At 60.7% G+C, this 15,912-nt stretch carries 16 protein-coding genes; 9 read left to right on the top strand and 7 right to left on the bottom strand.

Annotated features, from left to right (window positions below; all coding sequences use genetic code 11):
• The 3 genes from SJY36_RS18940 to SJY36_RS18930 form a co-directional block, all read right to left on the bottom strand.
• Nucleotides 1-266 (bottom strand): (2Fe-2S)-binding protein (locus SJY36_RS18940; protein WP_386176873.1); only part of this gene is annotated, 266 nt, incomplete at its 3' end.
• Nucleotides 266-1,102, bottom strand: a complete 837-nt coding sequence (locus SJY36_RS18935; RefSeq protein ID WP_386176872.1) for an FAD binding domain-containing protein — start codon at nt 1,100-1,102, stop codon at nt 266-268. The genes SJY36_RS18935 and SJY36_RS18940, both read right to left, overlap by 1 nt.
• Nucleotides 1,103-1,191: 89 nt before the next feature.
• Nucleotides 1,192-1,998, bottom strand: coding sequence for a ferredoxin--NADP reductase (locus tag SJY36_RS18930; RefSeq protein WP_386176871.1), 807 nt, complete (start codon nt 1,996-1,998; stop codon nt 1,192-1,194).
• 133 nt (nt 1,999-2,131) lie between these two features.
• On the opposite strand from SJY36_RS18930, the gene SJY36_RS18925 reads away from it, so the two are divergent.
• The 9 genes from SJY36_RS18925 (at nt 2,132) to SJY36_RS18885 (ending at nt 10,767) form a co-directional block, all read left to right on the top strand.
• Nucleotides 2,132-3,322, top strand: a complete 1,191-nt coding sequence (locus tag SJY36_RS18925; protein WP_386176870.1) for an amidohydrolase family protein — start codon at nt 2,132-2,134, stop codon at nt 3,320-3,322.
• 377 nt (nt 3,323-3,699) lie between these two features.
• The gene (locus SJY36_RS18920) at nt 3,700-5,391 is read left to right on the top strand and encodes an AMP-binding protein (protein WP_386176869.1); all 1,692 of its coding nucleotides are present in this window, start codon (nt 3,700-3,702) and stop codon (nt 5,389-5,391) included.
• A gap of 33 nt (nt 5,392-5,424) precedes the next feature.
• A complete protein-coding gene (locus tag SJY36_RS18915) occupies nt 5,425-6,504 on the top strand; it encodes a 3-hydroxyacyl-CoA dehydrogenase family protein (protein WP_386176868.1) in 1,080 nt (359 codons plus the stop codon).
• Nucleotides 6,473-6,718 (top strand): 3-hydroxyacyl-CoA dehydrogenase family protein, encoded by a 246-nt coding sequence (locus SJY36_RS18910; RefSeq protein WP_386176867.1) that lies wholly within the window; start codon nt 6,473-6,475, stop codon nt 6,716-6,718. The genes SJY36_RS18915 and SJY36_RS18910 overlap by 32 nt, the downstream gene beginning before the upstream one ends.
• A complete protein-coding gene (locus tag SJY36_RS18905) occupies nt 6,715-7,494 on the top strand; it encodes an enoyl-CoA hydratase-related protein (RefSeq protein ID WP_386176866.1) in 780 nt (259 codons plus the stop codon). The genes SJY36_RS18910 and SJY36_RS18905 overlap by 4 nt, the downstream gene beginning before the upstream one ends.
• A gap of 53 nt (nt 7,495-7,547) precedes the next feature.
• A complete protein-coding gene (locus SJY36_RS18900) occupies nt 7,548-8,834 on the top strand; it encodes an acyl-CoA dehydrogenase family protein (protein WP_009824291.1) in 1,287 nt (428 codons plus the stop codon).
• A complete protein-coding gene (locus SJY36_RS18895; RefSeq protein WP_386176865.1) occupies nt 8,831-9,598 on the top strand; it encodes an SDR family NAD(P)-dependent oxidoreductase in 768 nt (255 codons plus the stop codon). The genes SJY36_RS18900 and SJY36_RS18895 overlap by 4 nt, the downstream gene beginning before the upstream one ends.
• 9 nt (nt 9,599-9,607) lie before the next feature.
• Nucleotides 9,608-10,399 (top strand): SDR family oxidoreductase, encoded by a 792-nt coding sequence (locus tag SJY36_RS18890; protein WP_289084561.1) that lies wholly within the window; start codon nt 9,608-9,610, stop codon nt 10,397-10,399.
• The gene (locus SJY36_RS18885; protein WP_005848865.1) at nt 10,396-10,767 is read left to right on the top strand and encodes a VOC family protein; all 372 of its coding nucleotides are present in this window, start codon (nt 10,396-10,398) and stop codon (nt 10,765-10,767) included. The genes SJY36_RS18890 and SJY36_RS18885 overlap by 4 nt, the downstream gene beginning before the upstream one ends.
• A 21-nt stretch (nt 10,768-10,788) precedes the next feature.
• Here the strand turns inward: SJY36_RS18885 and SJY36_RS18880 are convergent, their stop codons facing one another.
• The 4 genes from SJY36_RS18880 to SJY36_RS18865 are packed head-to-tail and all read right to left on the bottom strand — an operon-like array spanning nt 10,789 to nt 15,883.
• Complete coding sequence (locus SJY36_RS18880) at nt 10,789-11,844, bottom strand: amidohydrolase family protein (protein ID WP_386176864.1); 1,056 nt, start codon at nt 11,842-11,844, stop codon at nt 10,789-10,791.
• On the bottom strand, nt 11,841-12,719 hold the full coding sequence (locus SJY36_RS18875) for an acyl-CoA thioesterase II (protein WP_005848859.1): 879 nt from the start codon (nt 12,717-12,719) through the stop codon (nt 11,841-11,843). Before SJY36_RS18875 ends, SJY36_RS18880 begins: the two co-directional genes overlap by 4 nt.
• 6 nt (nt 12,720-12,725) lie before the next feature.
• Nucleotides 12,726-14,684, bottom strand: a complete 1,959-nt coding sequence (locus SJY36_RS18870; protein WP_386176863.1) for an acetoacetate--CoA ligase — start codon at nt 14,682-14,684, stop codon at nt 12,726-12,728.
• Nucleotides 14,681-15,883, bottom strand: coding sequence for a serine hydrolase domain-containing protein (locus SJY36_RS18865; RefSeq protein ID WP_386176862.1), 1,203 nt, complete (start codon nt 15,881-15,883; stop codon nt 14,681-14,683). Before SJY36_RS18865 ends, SJY36_RS18870 begins: the two co-directional genes overlap by 4 nt.
• Nucleotides 15,884-15,912 lie beyond the last annotated feature (29 nt).

The raw sequence follows: 15,912 nt of genomic DNA, 5'->3' as shown, positions 1-15,912 counted from the left end.
TGGTCGGTTTTCACCAGCCCCGCCAGCGTCTCCACCTGCCGCCCCACCGCCTGCTGCACGGGCATCAGGCAGGCGCAGACCGGCGCGCCATCGACCAGCACAGAGCAGGCCCCGCAATCGCCCGCGTTGCAGCCGATCTTTACATCCTTGCGGTCCAGCCGCTCGCGCAGCGCGTAAGACAAGCGTTCACCGGGCAGCGGTTCAACCTGCGCGATACTCCCGTTCAGGGTGAAAGAGGTCACTTCTGTCGTGGTCGGTTTATCCATCACAGGGCCCCTTTCAAGGCGCGCATCACAGCGCGGCGGACCAAAGTGACGCTGGCGGCAAGGCGGTAGTCTGCGCTGGCGCGCGCATCCGTAATGGGGCTTAGCGATTGCACCAGATCAGCAGTTATGCGGTTTTCTACATCGCCAAGGGCGCTACCGCGAAGCTGATCCTCAAGCGCGGTCAGACGCTGCGCGACAGGGGATGCGGCACCGATGGCGATGCGGATATCGGTGAGCCTGCCGCTCTCGACCTCTGCGAGTACCGCGACCATGCAGATCGAGATCACCAGATACTTCCGCGCACCGAGTTTGACAAAGCTGCTATGACTATCAGCCGGGGGCGCGGGGATGTGGATGGCGGTGACAAGCTCGTTCTGGGCGCGGTCGGTCTGGCGCACGCCTTGCAGGAACTGCGACAAGGGCAGCGCGCGCGACCCGTTTGCGCTGCAAAGCTCCAGCTCGGCATTCAGTGTCAGCAGCGGCGGCACCCCGTCGGCGGCAGGAGAAGCGTTGCACAGATTCCCCGCGATGGTGCCTGTATTCTGGATCTGGATCGACCCGACTTCGCGGGCCGCCAGCTTGAGCCCGTCGAAAGCGGCGGGCAGATCAGCGCGGATGATGTCTGTCCATGTGGTGGCCGCCCCGATACGCCAGCCTTGGTCTGTTTGGCTGATGCCGCGCAGCTCTGGCAAGCGGGTGATATCCAACAGGTCGCCCGTCACCGGGCGGTCGCCGCGTGCGGGGAACCAATCGGTCCCCCCCGCGATGATCGACACCGGCCCCGCGGCCAATGTGGTTAACGCTTGATCCAATGTCGTCGCGGTCAGGTAGCTCATCCGGTCACCTTTTGCTGCGGGCATAAAACTTGTTGGTATACGAATAGAAGTGCGTCGGGTGCCTTCGTGTCAAATCAATTCGCATGTCGTCAGCCGACAAAGGCTTTTTCGACCACAAAACTGGCAGGGCGATTATTTGCCCCCTCCACCAGCCCAAAGGATTCGAGCGCGGCCTTGGTGTCGTTCAACATGGCCATCGACCCGCAGATCATCGCACGGTCGCGATCAGGAGAGATCGGCGGCACGTCCAAATCGCGGAACATCTTGCCCGACGCCATCAGGTCTGTTTGCCGCCCTTCGCGCGGCCACGGCGCGCGGGTCAGCGTGTCGTATAGGATCAGCCTTTGCGCCAATTCACCCACCAGCGGATCGGCCTTGAGGCTGGCGACCAGATCACGGCCATAGGTCAGCTCTTTGGCGGTGCGACAGGTGTGGCACAGGATCAGATCATCGAACTTCTCATACGTCTCGGGGTCACGGATGACCGACGCGAAAGGCGCAATACCGGTGCCTGTGGCGAACATCCACAGCCGTTTTCCGGGCAGCAAGGCGTCATTCACCAACGTCCCCGTCGGCTTGCGGCGCATCAGCACGGTATCACCGACCTTAAGCTTTTGCAGGTGCTGCGTCAGCGGCCCGTCCGGCACCTTGATAGAATAGAACTCGACCCCCTCGTCCCACGACGGCGACGCGATGGAATAGGCACGAAACACCGGCTTTTCGGCATTGGGCAGCCCGATCATCACGAACTCTCCCGACCGGAAGCGGAAGGACGGGTCGCGGGTGATGCGGAAGCGGAACAGGCTGTCGGTATAATGCTGCACCTCCGTCACCGTTTCGGCAAAGACACCTGCGGGGATCGGAAAGCTGGGGCGAGAGAGAGAAGCGGCGTCCATGGAGAGTCCTTATCGGCTGCGGATGTATTATTGTTTGTATGCGAATGATTATCTGTCAAGTGTTTCATCTTGATCGGTCGTATTTTTCTGTTAGCGTTCAAATGAAACTGATGCTGCTTGAAAGGCGTGCCCCATGTCAGACACCTCTGCAAAACTCGTGATCCGGAACATCGGGATGATCCTGACCGGAAAGATGGAAGACCCCATTGCCGACGGGGATTGCCTGATCGCGATGGACGGTAAGATCACGGAATGGGGCTATGCCAAGGATGTGGATTGCGACGGGGCCACGACAGAAGTCGACGCCCATGGCGCGACGCTGGCACCGGGGTTGATCGACAGCCATGTACACCCGGTGGTGGGCGACTATACCCCGCGCCAGCAGCAGTTGGGGTGGATCGATTCAACGCTGCACGGCGGGGTGACCACACTGATTTCTGCCGGCGAAGTGCATATGCCGGGCCGCCCGAAGGATATCGTCGGTCTCAAGGCGATGGCGATCGCGTCGCAGCGTTGGTACGAAAACTTCCGCCCCTCGGGCGTCAAGGTTCACGCGGGCGCGCCGGTGATCGAACAGGGCATGGTCGAAGAAGACTTTGCCGAGATGGCCAAGGCCGGCGTGACCCTGCTGGGCGAGGTCGGACTGGGCACGGTCAAGGACGGCAAGACCGCCGCGCAGATGGTCGGATGGGCACGCAAATACGGCATGCAAAGCACGATCCACACCGGCGGCCCGTCGATCCCCGGATCAGGGTTGATCGATGCGGATATGGTGCTTGAAACCGGAACGGATGTGGTCGGGCATATCAACGGCGGGCACTCTGCCCTGCCCGACGATCAGATCATCTGCCTGTGCGAAGGCTGCAAGGCCGCGCTTGAGATCGTGCATAACGGGAACGAACGCGCCGCCTTGCTGACGCTGAACACAGCACGCGAGTTGGGCAAGCTTGATCAGTTGATCCTGGGCACCGATGGTCCGGCTGGGTCCGGCGTGCAGCCTTTGGGGATCATGCGCATGGTTGCGATGCTGTCGTCGCTTGGCGATGTACCTGCCGAGATCGCCTTTTGCTTTGCCAACGGCAACACCGCACGGCAACGCAAGCTGGACACCGGATTGATCGAGGTCGGCAAATGCGCGGATTTCGTCCTGATGGATCAGGCACAGCATGCGCCCGGCAAAAATATGCTTGAATCTGTGCAACTGGGTAATCTGCCCGGTGTTGGCATGACGGTGATTGATGGCGTTGTACGTAGCCTGCGCAGCCGGAATACGCCCCCTGCCACTCGGCTCCCCGAGCTGATTTGCGGCACCGTCGGCGCCTGAACGCCGACATAAGCGGCAGCGGCGGGGGATCTGCCGCGCCTCAAGTGACGCGATGTTTCAATGACATCGCAGGTGCCATTGGCCGCTTTCCCCGGTTTCGGAGAAAGTAGGGCTTTCCTTACCTTTATATTCATGGTCAATTTTCGCCGAGATATGGGGCCGCAGGTGCGGAGGGCCTTGGTGCGCGTAAAATCCTGTCAAACGTCAGCTTGCGGAACATCGTTCCATCATGCGGTATTGGCAGTTTGAATTTTAGCGCTTAGGCTGCAGAAATCAGAGTCGCGGACAATCGTGGAGGAGTGTCCGGCAACACGCTCGATAAGGGAGGACGAAATGGCCACACTATCTGTATCTATGCTGTCTGCGGGCGGGTGCATATGACCGCAATGACCCCCGAAGAAGCCATTCGCCACGTGGTTTCAACGAACCCGACGTTCGAAGTAACCGAAAGTAATATTCGTGGCGTCACCTATAAAACATTCAAGAATATCCCGAAAACCCTGGGCGGTCTGATCCAGGCGAGCCGCGAAATCCAGGGCAATGGTGCGGCGGAGTTTCTGGTCTATCAGGATGAACGCTGGACCTATGATGCTTTCACCGCCGATGTGAACCGCATTGCCAACGGGCTGCGCGACAGGCTGGGGATCAAGACCGGCGACCGTGTCGGCATCGCGATGCGCAACTATCCTGAACTGCTGATGCTCACGCTGGCGGTCGCGTCGGCGGGTGCTGTGGTGGTGTTCGTCAATGCGTGGTGGACCACCGAAGAGCTTGACTATGCGTTGCAAGACAGCGGGGCCAAGACGGTCTTTGCCGATGGCCCCCGTTTTGAACGGATGAAACCGCTCGAGGATGATCTGGGCCTGCGTCTCATCGGCGTGCGCGATGCCGAAGAAATGGGCCCGCACAAGCTGTCGGCGCTGATGCAGGGCATGGCCGAAACGCCGCCCGAAGGGGTCGATCTGGACACGGACGATGACTTTGCGGTGATGTATTCCTCTGGCACGACGGGCAAGCCGAAAGGGGTGGTGCAGACCCACCGTGGCGCGCTTAGCGCGGTGTTCAGCTGGCTGTTACAGGCCGTCGCCGCGCCGCTGGTTACCCCCCCTGAACCCGGCGCACCGCCCGCGCCGCGCCCGTCGGGGTTGATCGTCACGCCGCTGTTCCACGTCACCGCGACGCATCCGCTGTTTCTGCTTAGCCTGCCCGCCGGTGCCAAGATTTCCTTGTTACACAAGTGGGACGCCGAAGAAGCGGTGCGCGTGATCAACCGCGAAGGCGTGACCCGTTTTCTCGGCGTGCCGACGCAATCTGCCGACCTGCTGGAAGCCGCAAAGCGTATGGGGGAAACCCTGCCGACGCTCACCTGGCTTGGCGCAGGCGGGGCGAAACGCCCTGCGGCGCAGGTCGCGCAGTTGAAAAACCAGTTCCCCGCCGCCGATATCGCGACGGGTTGGGGCATGACCGAGACGAACGCGCTTGGCATCGGCATGGTGGGCGAGGAATACAACCAACGCCCCGACGCCGCAGGCAAGCTGCATCCGCCGCTGCAAGACATCCGCTTTCTGGACGACAAGGGCAACGATGTCCCGCAGGGCGAATTGGGCGAGATTACCGTCAAAAGCCCGGCCAATATGCGCTGCTACCTCAACAAGCCGGAAGCCACCGAAGAGACGATGCAAGACGGCTGGCTGCGCACCGGTGATCTGGGTGTGATCGACGCCGAAGGCTATATCACCATCCTTGATCGCAAGAAGAACATCATCATCCGGGGCGGCGAAAACATCGCGTGTCTGGATGTCGAGGGCGCGCTGCACACGCATCCCGATGTGATCGAAGCTTGCGCGTTTTCCGTGCCGGACCCGCGCTTGGGCGAAGTGGTCGGGGCCTCTGTGCAGACCCGCGATGGCAAGCCTTTGACGCAAGCCGATATGGCGGCGCACCTCGACGGGCGGCTGGCCAAATTCAAGATACCCGAAAAACTGTGGTGCCAGGACGGTCCTTTGACCCGTGGTGCCACCGACAAGATTGACCGCCGTGCGATCCGCGCGGCCTGTCTGGACACATAAGGCCCACCAACCGGGCCGGAAGAAAGGAAGACTATGAACACCCCAACCGACGCAGAAATTGGTGCCTATATCGGTGCTGCCGGCAAAGCCGCATGGGAGGTCCCGGACCTGCCCGCCAACACCAAACAGCGCGAGATCAAATCCGTAGGCATCATCGGCGCGGGTACGATGGGCGGCGGCATCGCGATGAACTTTGCCACCGCGGGCATCCCCGTCACCATCGTCGAGACCACGCAAGAGGCGCTGGACCGCGGGTTGAAGGTCGTGCGCGGCAACTACCAGCGCAGCGCCGATAAGGGTCGTTTCCCGCAAGAAGAAGTCGAAGCGCGGATGGATCGCTTTGACGGCAAGCTGGAACTGGCGGCCTTGGCTGATTGTGATCTGGTGATCGAAGCCGTGTTCGAAGACATGGAGCTGAAGCGCAAGATTTTCACCGAGCTGGACCGCGTGATGAAACCGGGCGCGATCCTTGCGACGAACACCTCGGCCTTGAACATCGACGAAATCGCGGCGATGACCAAGCGCCCCGAAGACGTGATCGGGCTGCACTTTTTCTCGCCCGCCAACGTGATGAAACTGCTCGAAATTGTGCGTGCGAAACATACTGCTGATGATGTGGTCGCGACCTCGATGGATCTGGCGGCTAAGATCAACAAAATCGCTGTGCTTGTCGGCGTTTGCCCCGGTTTTGTCGGTAACCGTATTTTGTTCGCACGCCAGAAACAGGCCAACAAGCTGCTGCAACAGGGCTTGATGCCGTGGGATGTGGACGCCGCGCTGAACGCCTTTGGCTTCAAGATGGGGCCGTTCCAGATGTCCGATCTGGCCGGTCTGGATATCGGCTGGTCCAAAGGGGCCAAGACCGAAAACCCGATCCGCGATGCGCTGTGTGAAATGGACCGTCGCGGCCAGAAGACCCAAGCGGGTTTCTACGACTATGATGAATCCCGCCGCCCGATCCCGTCGGATGTGGTCGCCGGTGTGATCAAGGACATCACCGGTGCCGAAGCCAACCAGATGTCGCAGGAAGAGATCATCGAGATCTGCATCTACCCGATGATCAACGAAGCGGTCAAAATCCTTGAGGAAAACAAGGCGCAGCGCCCCTTCTGACATCGATGTGGTCTGGCTGAACGGCTATGGCTGGCCCGCCGATAAGGGCGGCCCGATGTTCTATGGCGATATGGTCGGTGCGCAGGCCGTGCTGGACGTGATGGAAAAGCTGGGTGCCGAAGACCCCGAATTCGCGCCCGCCGAGTTGCTGCGCGACCTGGCCAAGAATGGCGGGAAATTCACTGAAATCGACACCGGAGGGCTGAAGGTATGAGCTATAAATATATCACCACCGAAAAGAAGGGTCACATCCTTGTTGTGACCATGAACCGCCCCGAGGTGTACAATGCCGTGCACGTCGACATGCATAATGAAATGGCCGATTGCTGGGACGCTTTTGCAGCGGATCAGGATCTTTGGGTCGCGGTTCTGACCGGCGCGGGGGACAAGGCGTTCTCCGCGGGGAACGACCTGAAAGCCACTGCTGCGGGCGGGTCAAAGGCGACAATGCCCGCCAGCGGCTTCGCCGGTCTGTCCTCGCGTTTCGATCTGGAAAAGCCCATCGTCGCAGCCGTCAACGGTTTCGCCATGGGCGGCGGATTTGAAACCGCGCTGTCATGCGACATTATCCTCGCCTCCGATCAGGCGAAATTCGCCCTGCCCGAGGTCAAGGTAGGGTTCTTCGCCGCGGCTTCCGGCGTGCAGCGCCTGTCGCGCTATATCGGGCGTCTTGCCGCGCAAGAGATGATGTTCACCGGCCGCACCATCATGGCCGATGAGGCGCTGTCGATGGGCTGCGTTAACGCGGTCTATCCTGCCGACCAGCTGATGGCGAAAGCGATGGAAAAGGCCGAAGAGCTGTGCGCCGTGTCGCCGTCGGCGGTCAAGGCCACGAAACGCGTCCTGAACGACATGTACAAGCGCGACGGGATGCAGGACAGCATCGCCTATTCACGCGAGGTGATCGCGGACCTCAGCAAAACCGAAGATTTCAAGGAAGGCGTGAACGCCTTTGTCGAAAAACGCAAACCCAACTGGGTCAATAAATAATCGAACCAACTGCCAGGAGGCACTCTATGTCACATAACGAAGCTATGGCCGGAATGAATAATCTCGAGATGTCCGAGAAGGCCAAGCCGCTGTTGGCCGCCGTCATCAAACACATCCGCGAAAATGTCGATCCGATCACCGACGAATATTTCCGCCTTGGCGAAGGTCGTGCCGACCGCTGGTCACACGCGCCCGGCCAGTTGGAGCTGCTGGAAACCGCCAAGAAAAAGGCTCGTGAAAATGGGCTGTGGAATTTCTTTTTGCCCAATGCCGAAACCGGTGAAGGTCTGTCGAACCTCGATTACGCCTATATCGCGGCCGAGCTTGGCAAAAGCCCGCTGGCCTCTGAATCGCTGAACTGTTCCGCGCCCGACACCGGCAACATGGAAGTGCTGGAACGGATCGGGACAGCGGAACAGAAAGAAAAGTGGCTCAAGCCGTTGCTTGCCGGTGAAATCCGGTCGGCCTTCGCGATGACCGAACCCGATATGGCGTCCTCGGATGCCAAGAATATCTCTACCTCTGCCGTGCTGGAAAACGGTGAATGGGTCATCAACGGCGAGAAATACTATATCTCCGGTGCCGGTGATCCGCGCTGCAAGATCATGATTACCATGGTCAAGACGTCGCCAGATGCCGAACCCTTCCGCCAGCAGTCGCAGATCCTCGTGCCGATCGACACCCCCGGTGTTGAAATTGTCGGCCCGATGCATGTCTTTGGTCACGACGACGCGCCGCATGGTCACATGCATATCAAGTTCACCAATGTGCGCGTGCCCGAGGAAAACATCCTCTGGGGCGAAGGCAAAGGCTTTGAAATCTCCCAAGTGCGTCTTGGGCCAGGCCGTATCCACCACTGCATGCGCTCCATCGGGGCAGCGGAAAAGGCGCTGGACCTGATGATCGAACGCGGGCTGAGCCGTGAAGCCTTTGGCAAGAAGATCATCGATCTGGGCAAGAACATGGAAACGATCTCTCGCGCCAAGATCGAGATTGAAGCCATGCGCCTGATGGTTCTGAAAGCCGCCAAGGCGATGGACGTTCTGGGCAACAAAGAGGCTCGCATCTGGGTCAGCATGATCAAGGCGATGGTGCCGGAAAAAGTCTGCAACATCATCGATCAGGCGATGCAGGTGCATGGTGCGACAGGTATTTCGCAGTGGTCGCCGCTGTCGGGCATGTACACGTCGCAGCGCACGCTGCGCTATGCGGATGGCCCTGATGAGGTCCACCACCACGTGATCGCCCGCGCCGAGGTCAAGGATTATCAGGAATCCAACCTGCGGACATCGCGCGCCCGTGAAGAGATCGCCACAGGCCGTACGCGAGGTGGCGTATGACCCTATTCGATCTGACCGGAAAGGTGGCGCTGTTGACCGGCGCCTCCAAGGGCATGGGGCTGGCGATGGCCAAGGGTCTGGCCGAGCATGGCGCGACAGTCGTCATCTCGGCCCGCAAGCAAGACCAGCTGGACGCCGCCGCCGCCGAGATCAACGCGCTTGGCAAGGGAAAAGCGTTCGGCGTCGCCTGCAACGTTGGTTATAAAGAGCAACTGCAAGCGCTGGTGGACGAGACCCACAAGCTGGCAGGCAAGATCGACATCGTGATCGGCAACGCGGGCGTGAACCCCTACTATGGGCCCACGTCCGAGATCCCAGATGATGCCTATGAAAAGACGATGAACGCCAATGTGCTGTCCAATCTTTGGCTGGCACAGATGGTGGCCCCCGATATGATCGAGAAAGGCGCCGGGTCGATGGCGTTCACCTCGTCCATCGGGGCGTTCAAACCGTCGGTCATGCTGGGCACCTATGGCATGTCCAAGCTGGCGCTGATCGGCCTTGTGCGCAACCTTGCCGCTGAATTCGGGCCCAAGGGTCTGCGGTTCAACGCAATCTGTCCGGGTCTGGTGAAAACCGAATTCGCGCGCGAGCTGTGGGACAATCCCGATGTCGAGAAACGCATCAAGAACGAGATCCCGCTGCGCCGTCTTGGCGAGGCAAAGGATTTCGCGGGGCTCGCCGTGTTCCTCGCCTCTGATGCAAGCCGCTACATGACCGGTCAGGCGCTGACCGTTTGTGGCGGGTCGAACATGTGGACGTAAGGGGCTGCTATGGAACTGAAGGATAAAATCATCGTCATCACCGGCGCCGCAAGCGGCATCGGCAAGGCGATGGCCATCCGCTTTGCCGCGGAAGGGGCCAAGAAAGTCGTCTGTGTCGACCTTAACAAAGAGGGCGCGCAGGCGGTTGCCGATGAGATCGACGGCGTGGCTTTCGGTGTGAATGTCGGTGTCGAGCAAGAGATCGCGGATATGATCGATGCCGTGGAAAACGACATCGGCCCGATTGATCTGTTCTGCTCTAACGCGGGCATATTGATCGCGGGCGGCATGGAAGTGCCGAACGAAGACTGGCAGCGCATCTGGGACATCAATGTGATGGCCCACATCTGGGCGGCCCGTCATCTGGTGCCGCGCATGACCGAACGCGGGGGCGGCTATCTGCTGAACACCGCGTCGGCGGCAGGACTGCTGAATCAGGTCGGATGCGCGCCTTACGGCGTGACCAAACACGCGGCTGTTGCTGTGGCCGAATGGCTGGCGATGTCCCATGGTGATGACGGGATCAAGGTGTCGGTGCTCTGCCCTCAGGCTGTCCGCAGCGAGATGACCCGCGGTCACGAGGATTCTGTCGCCGCGCTCGACGGTCTGCTGGAAGCGGAACCCGTGGCCGAAGCCTGTCTGGAAACCATCCGCAACGAGACGTTCCTTGTGCTGCCCCACCCGCAAGTGCTGGAGTATATGCGCAAGAAAACCGAGAATTACGATCGCTGGATCGGGGGTATGCGCAAGCTGCACCGGATGTATGGCGACCGCAGAAACCCGCAGGGGAATGTATCGTGATCGGCTATACCACGGTGGGCACCAGCGACATGGCGCGGGCCAAGCAGTTCTATTGCGACCTGTTCGAAAGCAAGGGTGCCAAGGTGCTGATTGACAGCGGCCGGATCGCCATGATCGGCACCGGCGGCGGCACGCCCATGATCTCTGTCTGCGAACCCTACAACAAAGAGGCCCCCACCCCCGGCAACGGGGTGATGGTCGCTTTTACCGCTGACAGCAAAGAGGAAGTGGACGAGATCTACGCCAAGGCGATCTCGCTTGGTGCGACAGACGAGGGCGCGCCGGGGCAAAGGGTGCCGGACCGGTTCTACGGGGCCTATGTCCGCGACCTTGATGGCAACAAACTGTGCTTTTTCAAATTCGCCTAAAGTAAAAACCTGCCGTCCGCGTCACGCGGGCGGCAGCCTATAGACGCGCCGCGCAGTGCCAGAGAAAAGCGCCGCTTGCGCCGCGTCATCCAGATGCGCTGACATCTTCTTGAACGCGTTCCAGATCACCACATAGCTGACCGCCGTGCGATCCACGGGAAAGTTGCTTTCGAACATGCAGCGTTCGGAGCCGAAGACATCCAGCATATGCGCGTACCATTTGCCCTGCGTCTCTACGATCTCGTCCGAGGACGGTGGCAGGTCGCGATGCATGTAGCCATACCCATTGTCGGGCATGCAAAGCCCGCCCAGCTTGGCCATCACATTGGGGCATTCCGCCAACTCAGACATATGGTCTTTCCACGCGGCAAAGATATCGTCGCGTTTGCCTTTGAACCGTCCAACGCCCAAGGGTGTGCCGAAGTGGTCAAGGATCAGCGTGGTCTGTGGCACCGCGCGGGCAAGGTCCAGAAACTCTTGGTGTTGATGGTGGTAATGCCAGCTGTCCAGCGTCAGCCCCCGCTCCCCCAGGATCGCGGCACCGCGGATGAAATCAGGATCGCCGTATTGGTTTTCGACCCCGCGTCCGGGGATCGCCAGATGCTGCGGTTCCGCATCGCGCGCGCCGGAGTTTCGTATACCCTTGAACAGCCCGTTCCCTGCGGCCTCATGCGCGTCGAGCGCGGCATGCAGCTGGTCGGGGGGCAGCACCAGTTCGGTCTGCGCGATGATGCCCGCGATCTGCGCCTGACCGCGCGGCACCTGCGCCGCCATCTGCGCCACGGTGCGGGTCTCGCCCACCGATTGCAGATGCGCGGGCGCGTCGCGATCCCAATAGGACCGACATTCGATATAGACCGTCTGTACCACGTTATGTCCGGCGCCGGTGTCGCGCCAAAGCGCGTCCATCTCGTAGACGGCGGGGGCGTCGGGCGTGCCGTGACGCCAGAGGTGGTGGTGGGGGTCCACAATCTCGCGGTGCGGGTCGATTGCGGTCTCGGGGACCAGTCCCAGCCAGTCGTCCCGCAGTTCGATCCCCGGTCGCCAACCCGGATAGCGGCCCCCCGTCTGTGTCATGAAGCAGCTTCTTTCTTTTTATAGGGGCGCATCAGCCCTTCTTGCGCCGTTGTCGCGGCAAGTTGGCCGTTCTGATTGTAGATCAGCCCGCGATTGAACCCGCGCGCGCCACCGGTGAAGGGGGCGTCGAGTTCGTACAGATGCCAGTCAGAGAAATCGATCGGCGCGTGAAACCACATGGCGTGGTCAAGGCTGGCGGTCATGACCTGCCCCTGGAACCACGTCAGCCCGTGGGGCCGCAGCGACGAGCCGAGCAGGTTCATATCGGACGCATAGGCGAGCAGGCAGTGCTGCATGATCGGGGACTGCCCCTTTGCCGCCTCCATCCGGAACCAAAGATAGTTCTTGTCCGAGGTCTTTTCCGGTTCGAACAGATCGCGCGGGTCAACCTCGCGGATCTCGATAGGGCGTTCGCGCAGGAAATCGTCGCGGTGTTTAGGCGAGATTTTTTCGATATAGGGTTCGCGCAGGTCGGGGCGGTCAAGCCAGTGTTCCGGTCCTTTCACGTCAGGCATCTTGTGCTGGTAGTCCCAGCCCTCTTCCTGCACGTGAAACGACGCCGAGAGGTTGAAGATCTGCTTGCCATGCTGGATCGCGACGACCCGCCGCGTGGTAAAGCTGCCCCCGTCGCGGGCGCGGTCAACCTGATAGATCACCGGGATCGACGGGTCACCGGGACGGATGAAATAGGCATGCAGCGAATGGCACATCCGGTCCGGCACCGTGCGATAGGCGGCCATCAGCGCCTGTGCGATAACATGGCCGCCAAAGATGCGCGTGGTGGTTTCCCCGCCCGACCCGATGCCGCGGAACAAGTCGATCTCAAGCTGTTCGATATCCAGCAATTCAAGGAGTTGGCGGGCCACATCGGTCATCTGGGTTCAGTCCTTCTGGGTCGCACGCGCATTGGCGTAGGCGACATAAAAATCAAAGCTGTCCGGATTGGCCATTGAATCCCTGTTCACCACCTTTTCCGGATCCTGACCAAGCAATAGCTTTTTCACAGGAACCTCAAGCTTTTTGCCAGATAGGGTGCGGGGGATCTCGGCGACCTCGATGATCTCGTTCGGAATGAACCGGGCCGAGACGTTCTTGCGAATTGCCGCGTTGATCTTGTCCTTGAAGGCGTCATCAAAGGCGACGCCTTGGGCCGGCACCACAAACAGCGGCATAAAGCTTTCGCGCCCCAGAAATTCGAGGTCGACAACAAGGCTGTCCATCACCTCGTCCAGCCCTTCGACGGCCTGATAGATTTCCGCACTGCCAAGGCGCAGACCCTTGCGGTTGATCGTGGCGTCAGAGCGGCCATAAATCACCGACCCGCCGTGTTCGTTGATCTCGATCCAGTCGCCGTGGCGCCAGATGCCGGGATAGGTGTCGAAATAGCTGTCGTGCAGGCGGCTGCCATCATCGTCGCCCCAGAAGAACAGCGGCATCGACGGCAGCGGCTCGGTACAGACCAATTCGCCCACCACGCCGGTCAGGTCATTGCCACCCTCGTCGAAGGCACGCACCGCGTTGCCAAGCGCGCGGCACTGCATTTCACCAGCGCGCACGGGCATGCCGGGATGGCCCAGCACAAAGGCCCCCGCCAGATCGGTCCCGCCCGAGATAGGCGCCAGCCAGACGTCCTCTTTCACCTGTGTGTATATCCAGTCATAGGCATCAGAGCTCAGCGGTGATCCGGTCGAGCCGAGCGAGCGCAGCGCGGAAAGGTCAACCTCGTCGCGTGGGGTCAGCCCTGCCTTCATGCAACCACTAAAGAAGGCCGCGCCCGCGCCAAAGAAATCAAGCTTTTCATCCGCGACAAAGCGCCAGATCACGCCCATGTCAGGGTAATTCGGCGCCCCGTCGAACATCGCGACCGTGGTGCCCTGCCCCAGTGCGGTGAATTGCGAGTTCCACATGATCCAGCCCGAAGATGTCAGCCAGCAATAGCGTCCGCCGCGCCGAAGATCATGGTGTAGCGATTGTTTTGCGGATTCCAGAATGATCCCGCCATGCCCGTGCACGATCGGCTTGGGGTTGCCGGTGGTGCCGGAGGAATAGACGATCCACAGCGGATGATCGAAGGGGACTTGCGTGCTTTCATAGGGTGCGTCGCGGTCCAGCAGACTGTCCCACGCCATATGCCCCTTGGGCAGATCCCCGACAAAAGGCACCGTGACGCATTGCACCAGACTGGGCAGCGCCGCCTCTAGCCCTGCGAGGATCTCGCGACGGTCCACGGTTTTGCCCGCGTGGACATAGCCGTCTTGCGCGATCAGCACCTTGGGTTCGATCTGCTTGAACCGGTCCAGAATAGCGACATGCCCCATATCGGGGGCGCAAAGCGACCAGATCGCGCCGATGCTCGCGGTGGCCAGAAAGGCGATCATCGCGGTTTCGGTATTGGGCAGCACGGCAACAACGCGGTCGCCTTTGGTCACGCCCATATCCCGCAGATGCGCGGCGACGCTTGCCACTTGTGCGCGCAGCTCGGACCACGACAGACGTTTGCGGCCAAAGGTTTCGGATTGCACGATCAGCGCATCGCCGTCAGGCTGGCTGTCCACATGCTTCATGATCTGGTCGGTGTAGTTCAGCATCGCGCCGGGGCACCATTCGGCACCGGGCATCTGACGCTTTGCCATCACGGTCGTGTAGGGCGCGCTGGCCTGTACGTCGAAATAGTCCCAGATCGCGGACCAGAATCCGTCAAGGTCGGTCACGCTCCACTCCCACATGGCGTTATAGTCGTCGAACGTCAGCCCGCGTTGGTCTTTCAGGAACCGTTCAATTTCCGCCATGGTCGAGGCATCGGCGCGCTCTTTTGTCGGGGTCCAAAGGATATCGTTCATGTCATCGCTCCGTGGATGAGGGCCTTGAGTTGGGGGCGCGCGGGGTACGAGCTGGACGGCGCAAGCTGCGTGAAGAATACGACAGACAGATCCAGCACCGGATCAATCCAGAAGAAGGTAGAGGCCATGCCGCCCCAGCTGAAATCACCTGGGCTGCTGGGAACGCGGACGCGACCGGGGTTCAGCACCACGGCACCGCCAAGGCCAAAGCCCATTCCTTCCATCGGTTGTTCAGCAAAGCTCGCGGGCCCCATCGACGCGATGTCGCCGGGCAGATGGTTGCGCATCATAAAGTCGAGCGTCTTGGGCGAAATCAGCCCCGCCCCACCGGTGCGCAGCATCTCGGTGAACTTGAGGTAATCATCAATGGTGCCCACCAGCCCGCCGCCGCCAGAATGCATCTCGGCGTTCAGGAAGGGGGAGGTGTCGGGCTTGTCCACGCAGCGCAGCATGGGCGTATCTGGTTTGGCCGCGTTCATGCCATAGGCGCTGCCCGCCAGCGGTGTGTAAAGCGAGGCAAAGCGGTCAATGCCACCTGCGGGCACGGAAAACCGCGTTTCGTCCATGCCAAGGGGGCCAAGGATTTCATCAACCAGAAACGCCTCTAACGACTTGCCCGAAACGACCTCTATCACGCGGCCAAGCACGTCGATGCCCACGGAGTATTCCCAACGGGTGCCGGGGTGAAACGCCAGCGGTAATGCGGCCACGCGGTCGGTCATCTCAGCCAGCGATCCCTGATCGGCGCGGAACAGGATGTCGGCCTTGTCCATTGCCTTTGCCGTGATGCCGGGGTTGAACGGATAGCTCAGCCCCGAGGTATGGGTCAGCAGCTGGTGCAGTGTCGGCGTCTGGCAGGGTTCGGTCTGATCCGCCGCTGTCGCGCCGTCGATCAGGCAGCGCATATCGGCGAAAGCGGGGATGAAATCGGACACCGGCGCATCAAGGTGGAACAGCCCGCGTTCCGCCAACATCATGATGCCGACCGAGGTGACGGGTTTGGTCATCGAATAGATGCGGGCGATCGTGTCGCGTGTGAACGGCTGGCCGGTATCCGTGTCGCGCTGGCCCTTGGCATCAAAGTAGACCTCTTGCCCGCCCTGCGCCACCAGCACCGAACACCCGGCAAACCGTTTGCGGTCCACATAGGTCTGCATCCAATCCCCGATGCGGCCCAGCTTATTTGTGTCGAACGCCAAAAAACTTTCCTCCCGAGCCGCGACCGCGC

Origin of the sequence: Sulfitobacter sp. R86518 (genome assembly GCF_042466275.1) — a bacterium.
GTDB classification, from domain to species: Bacteria; Pseudomonadota; Alphaproteobacteria; order Rhodobacterales; family Rhodobacteraceae; genus Sulfitobacter; species Sulfitobacter pontiacus.
This window is presented reverse-complemented; position numbering and strand designations above follow the sequence as displayed.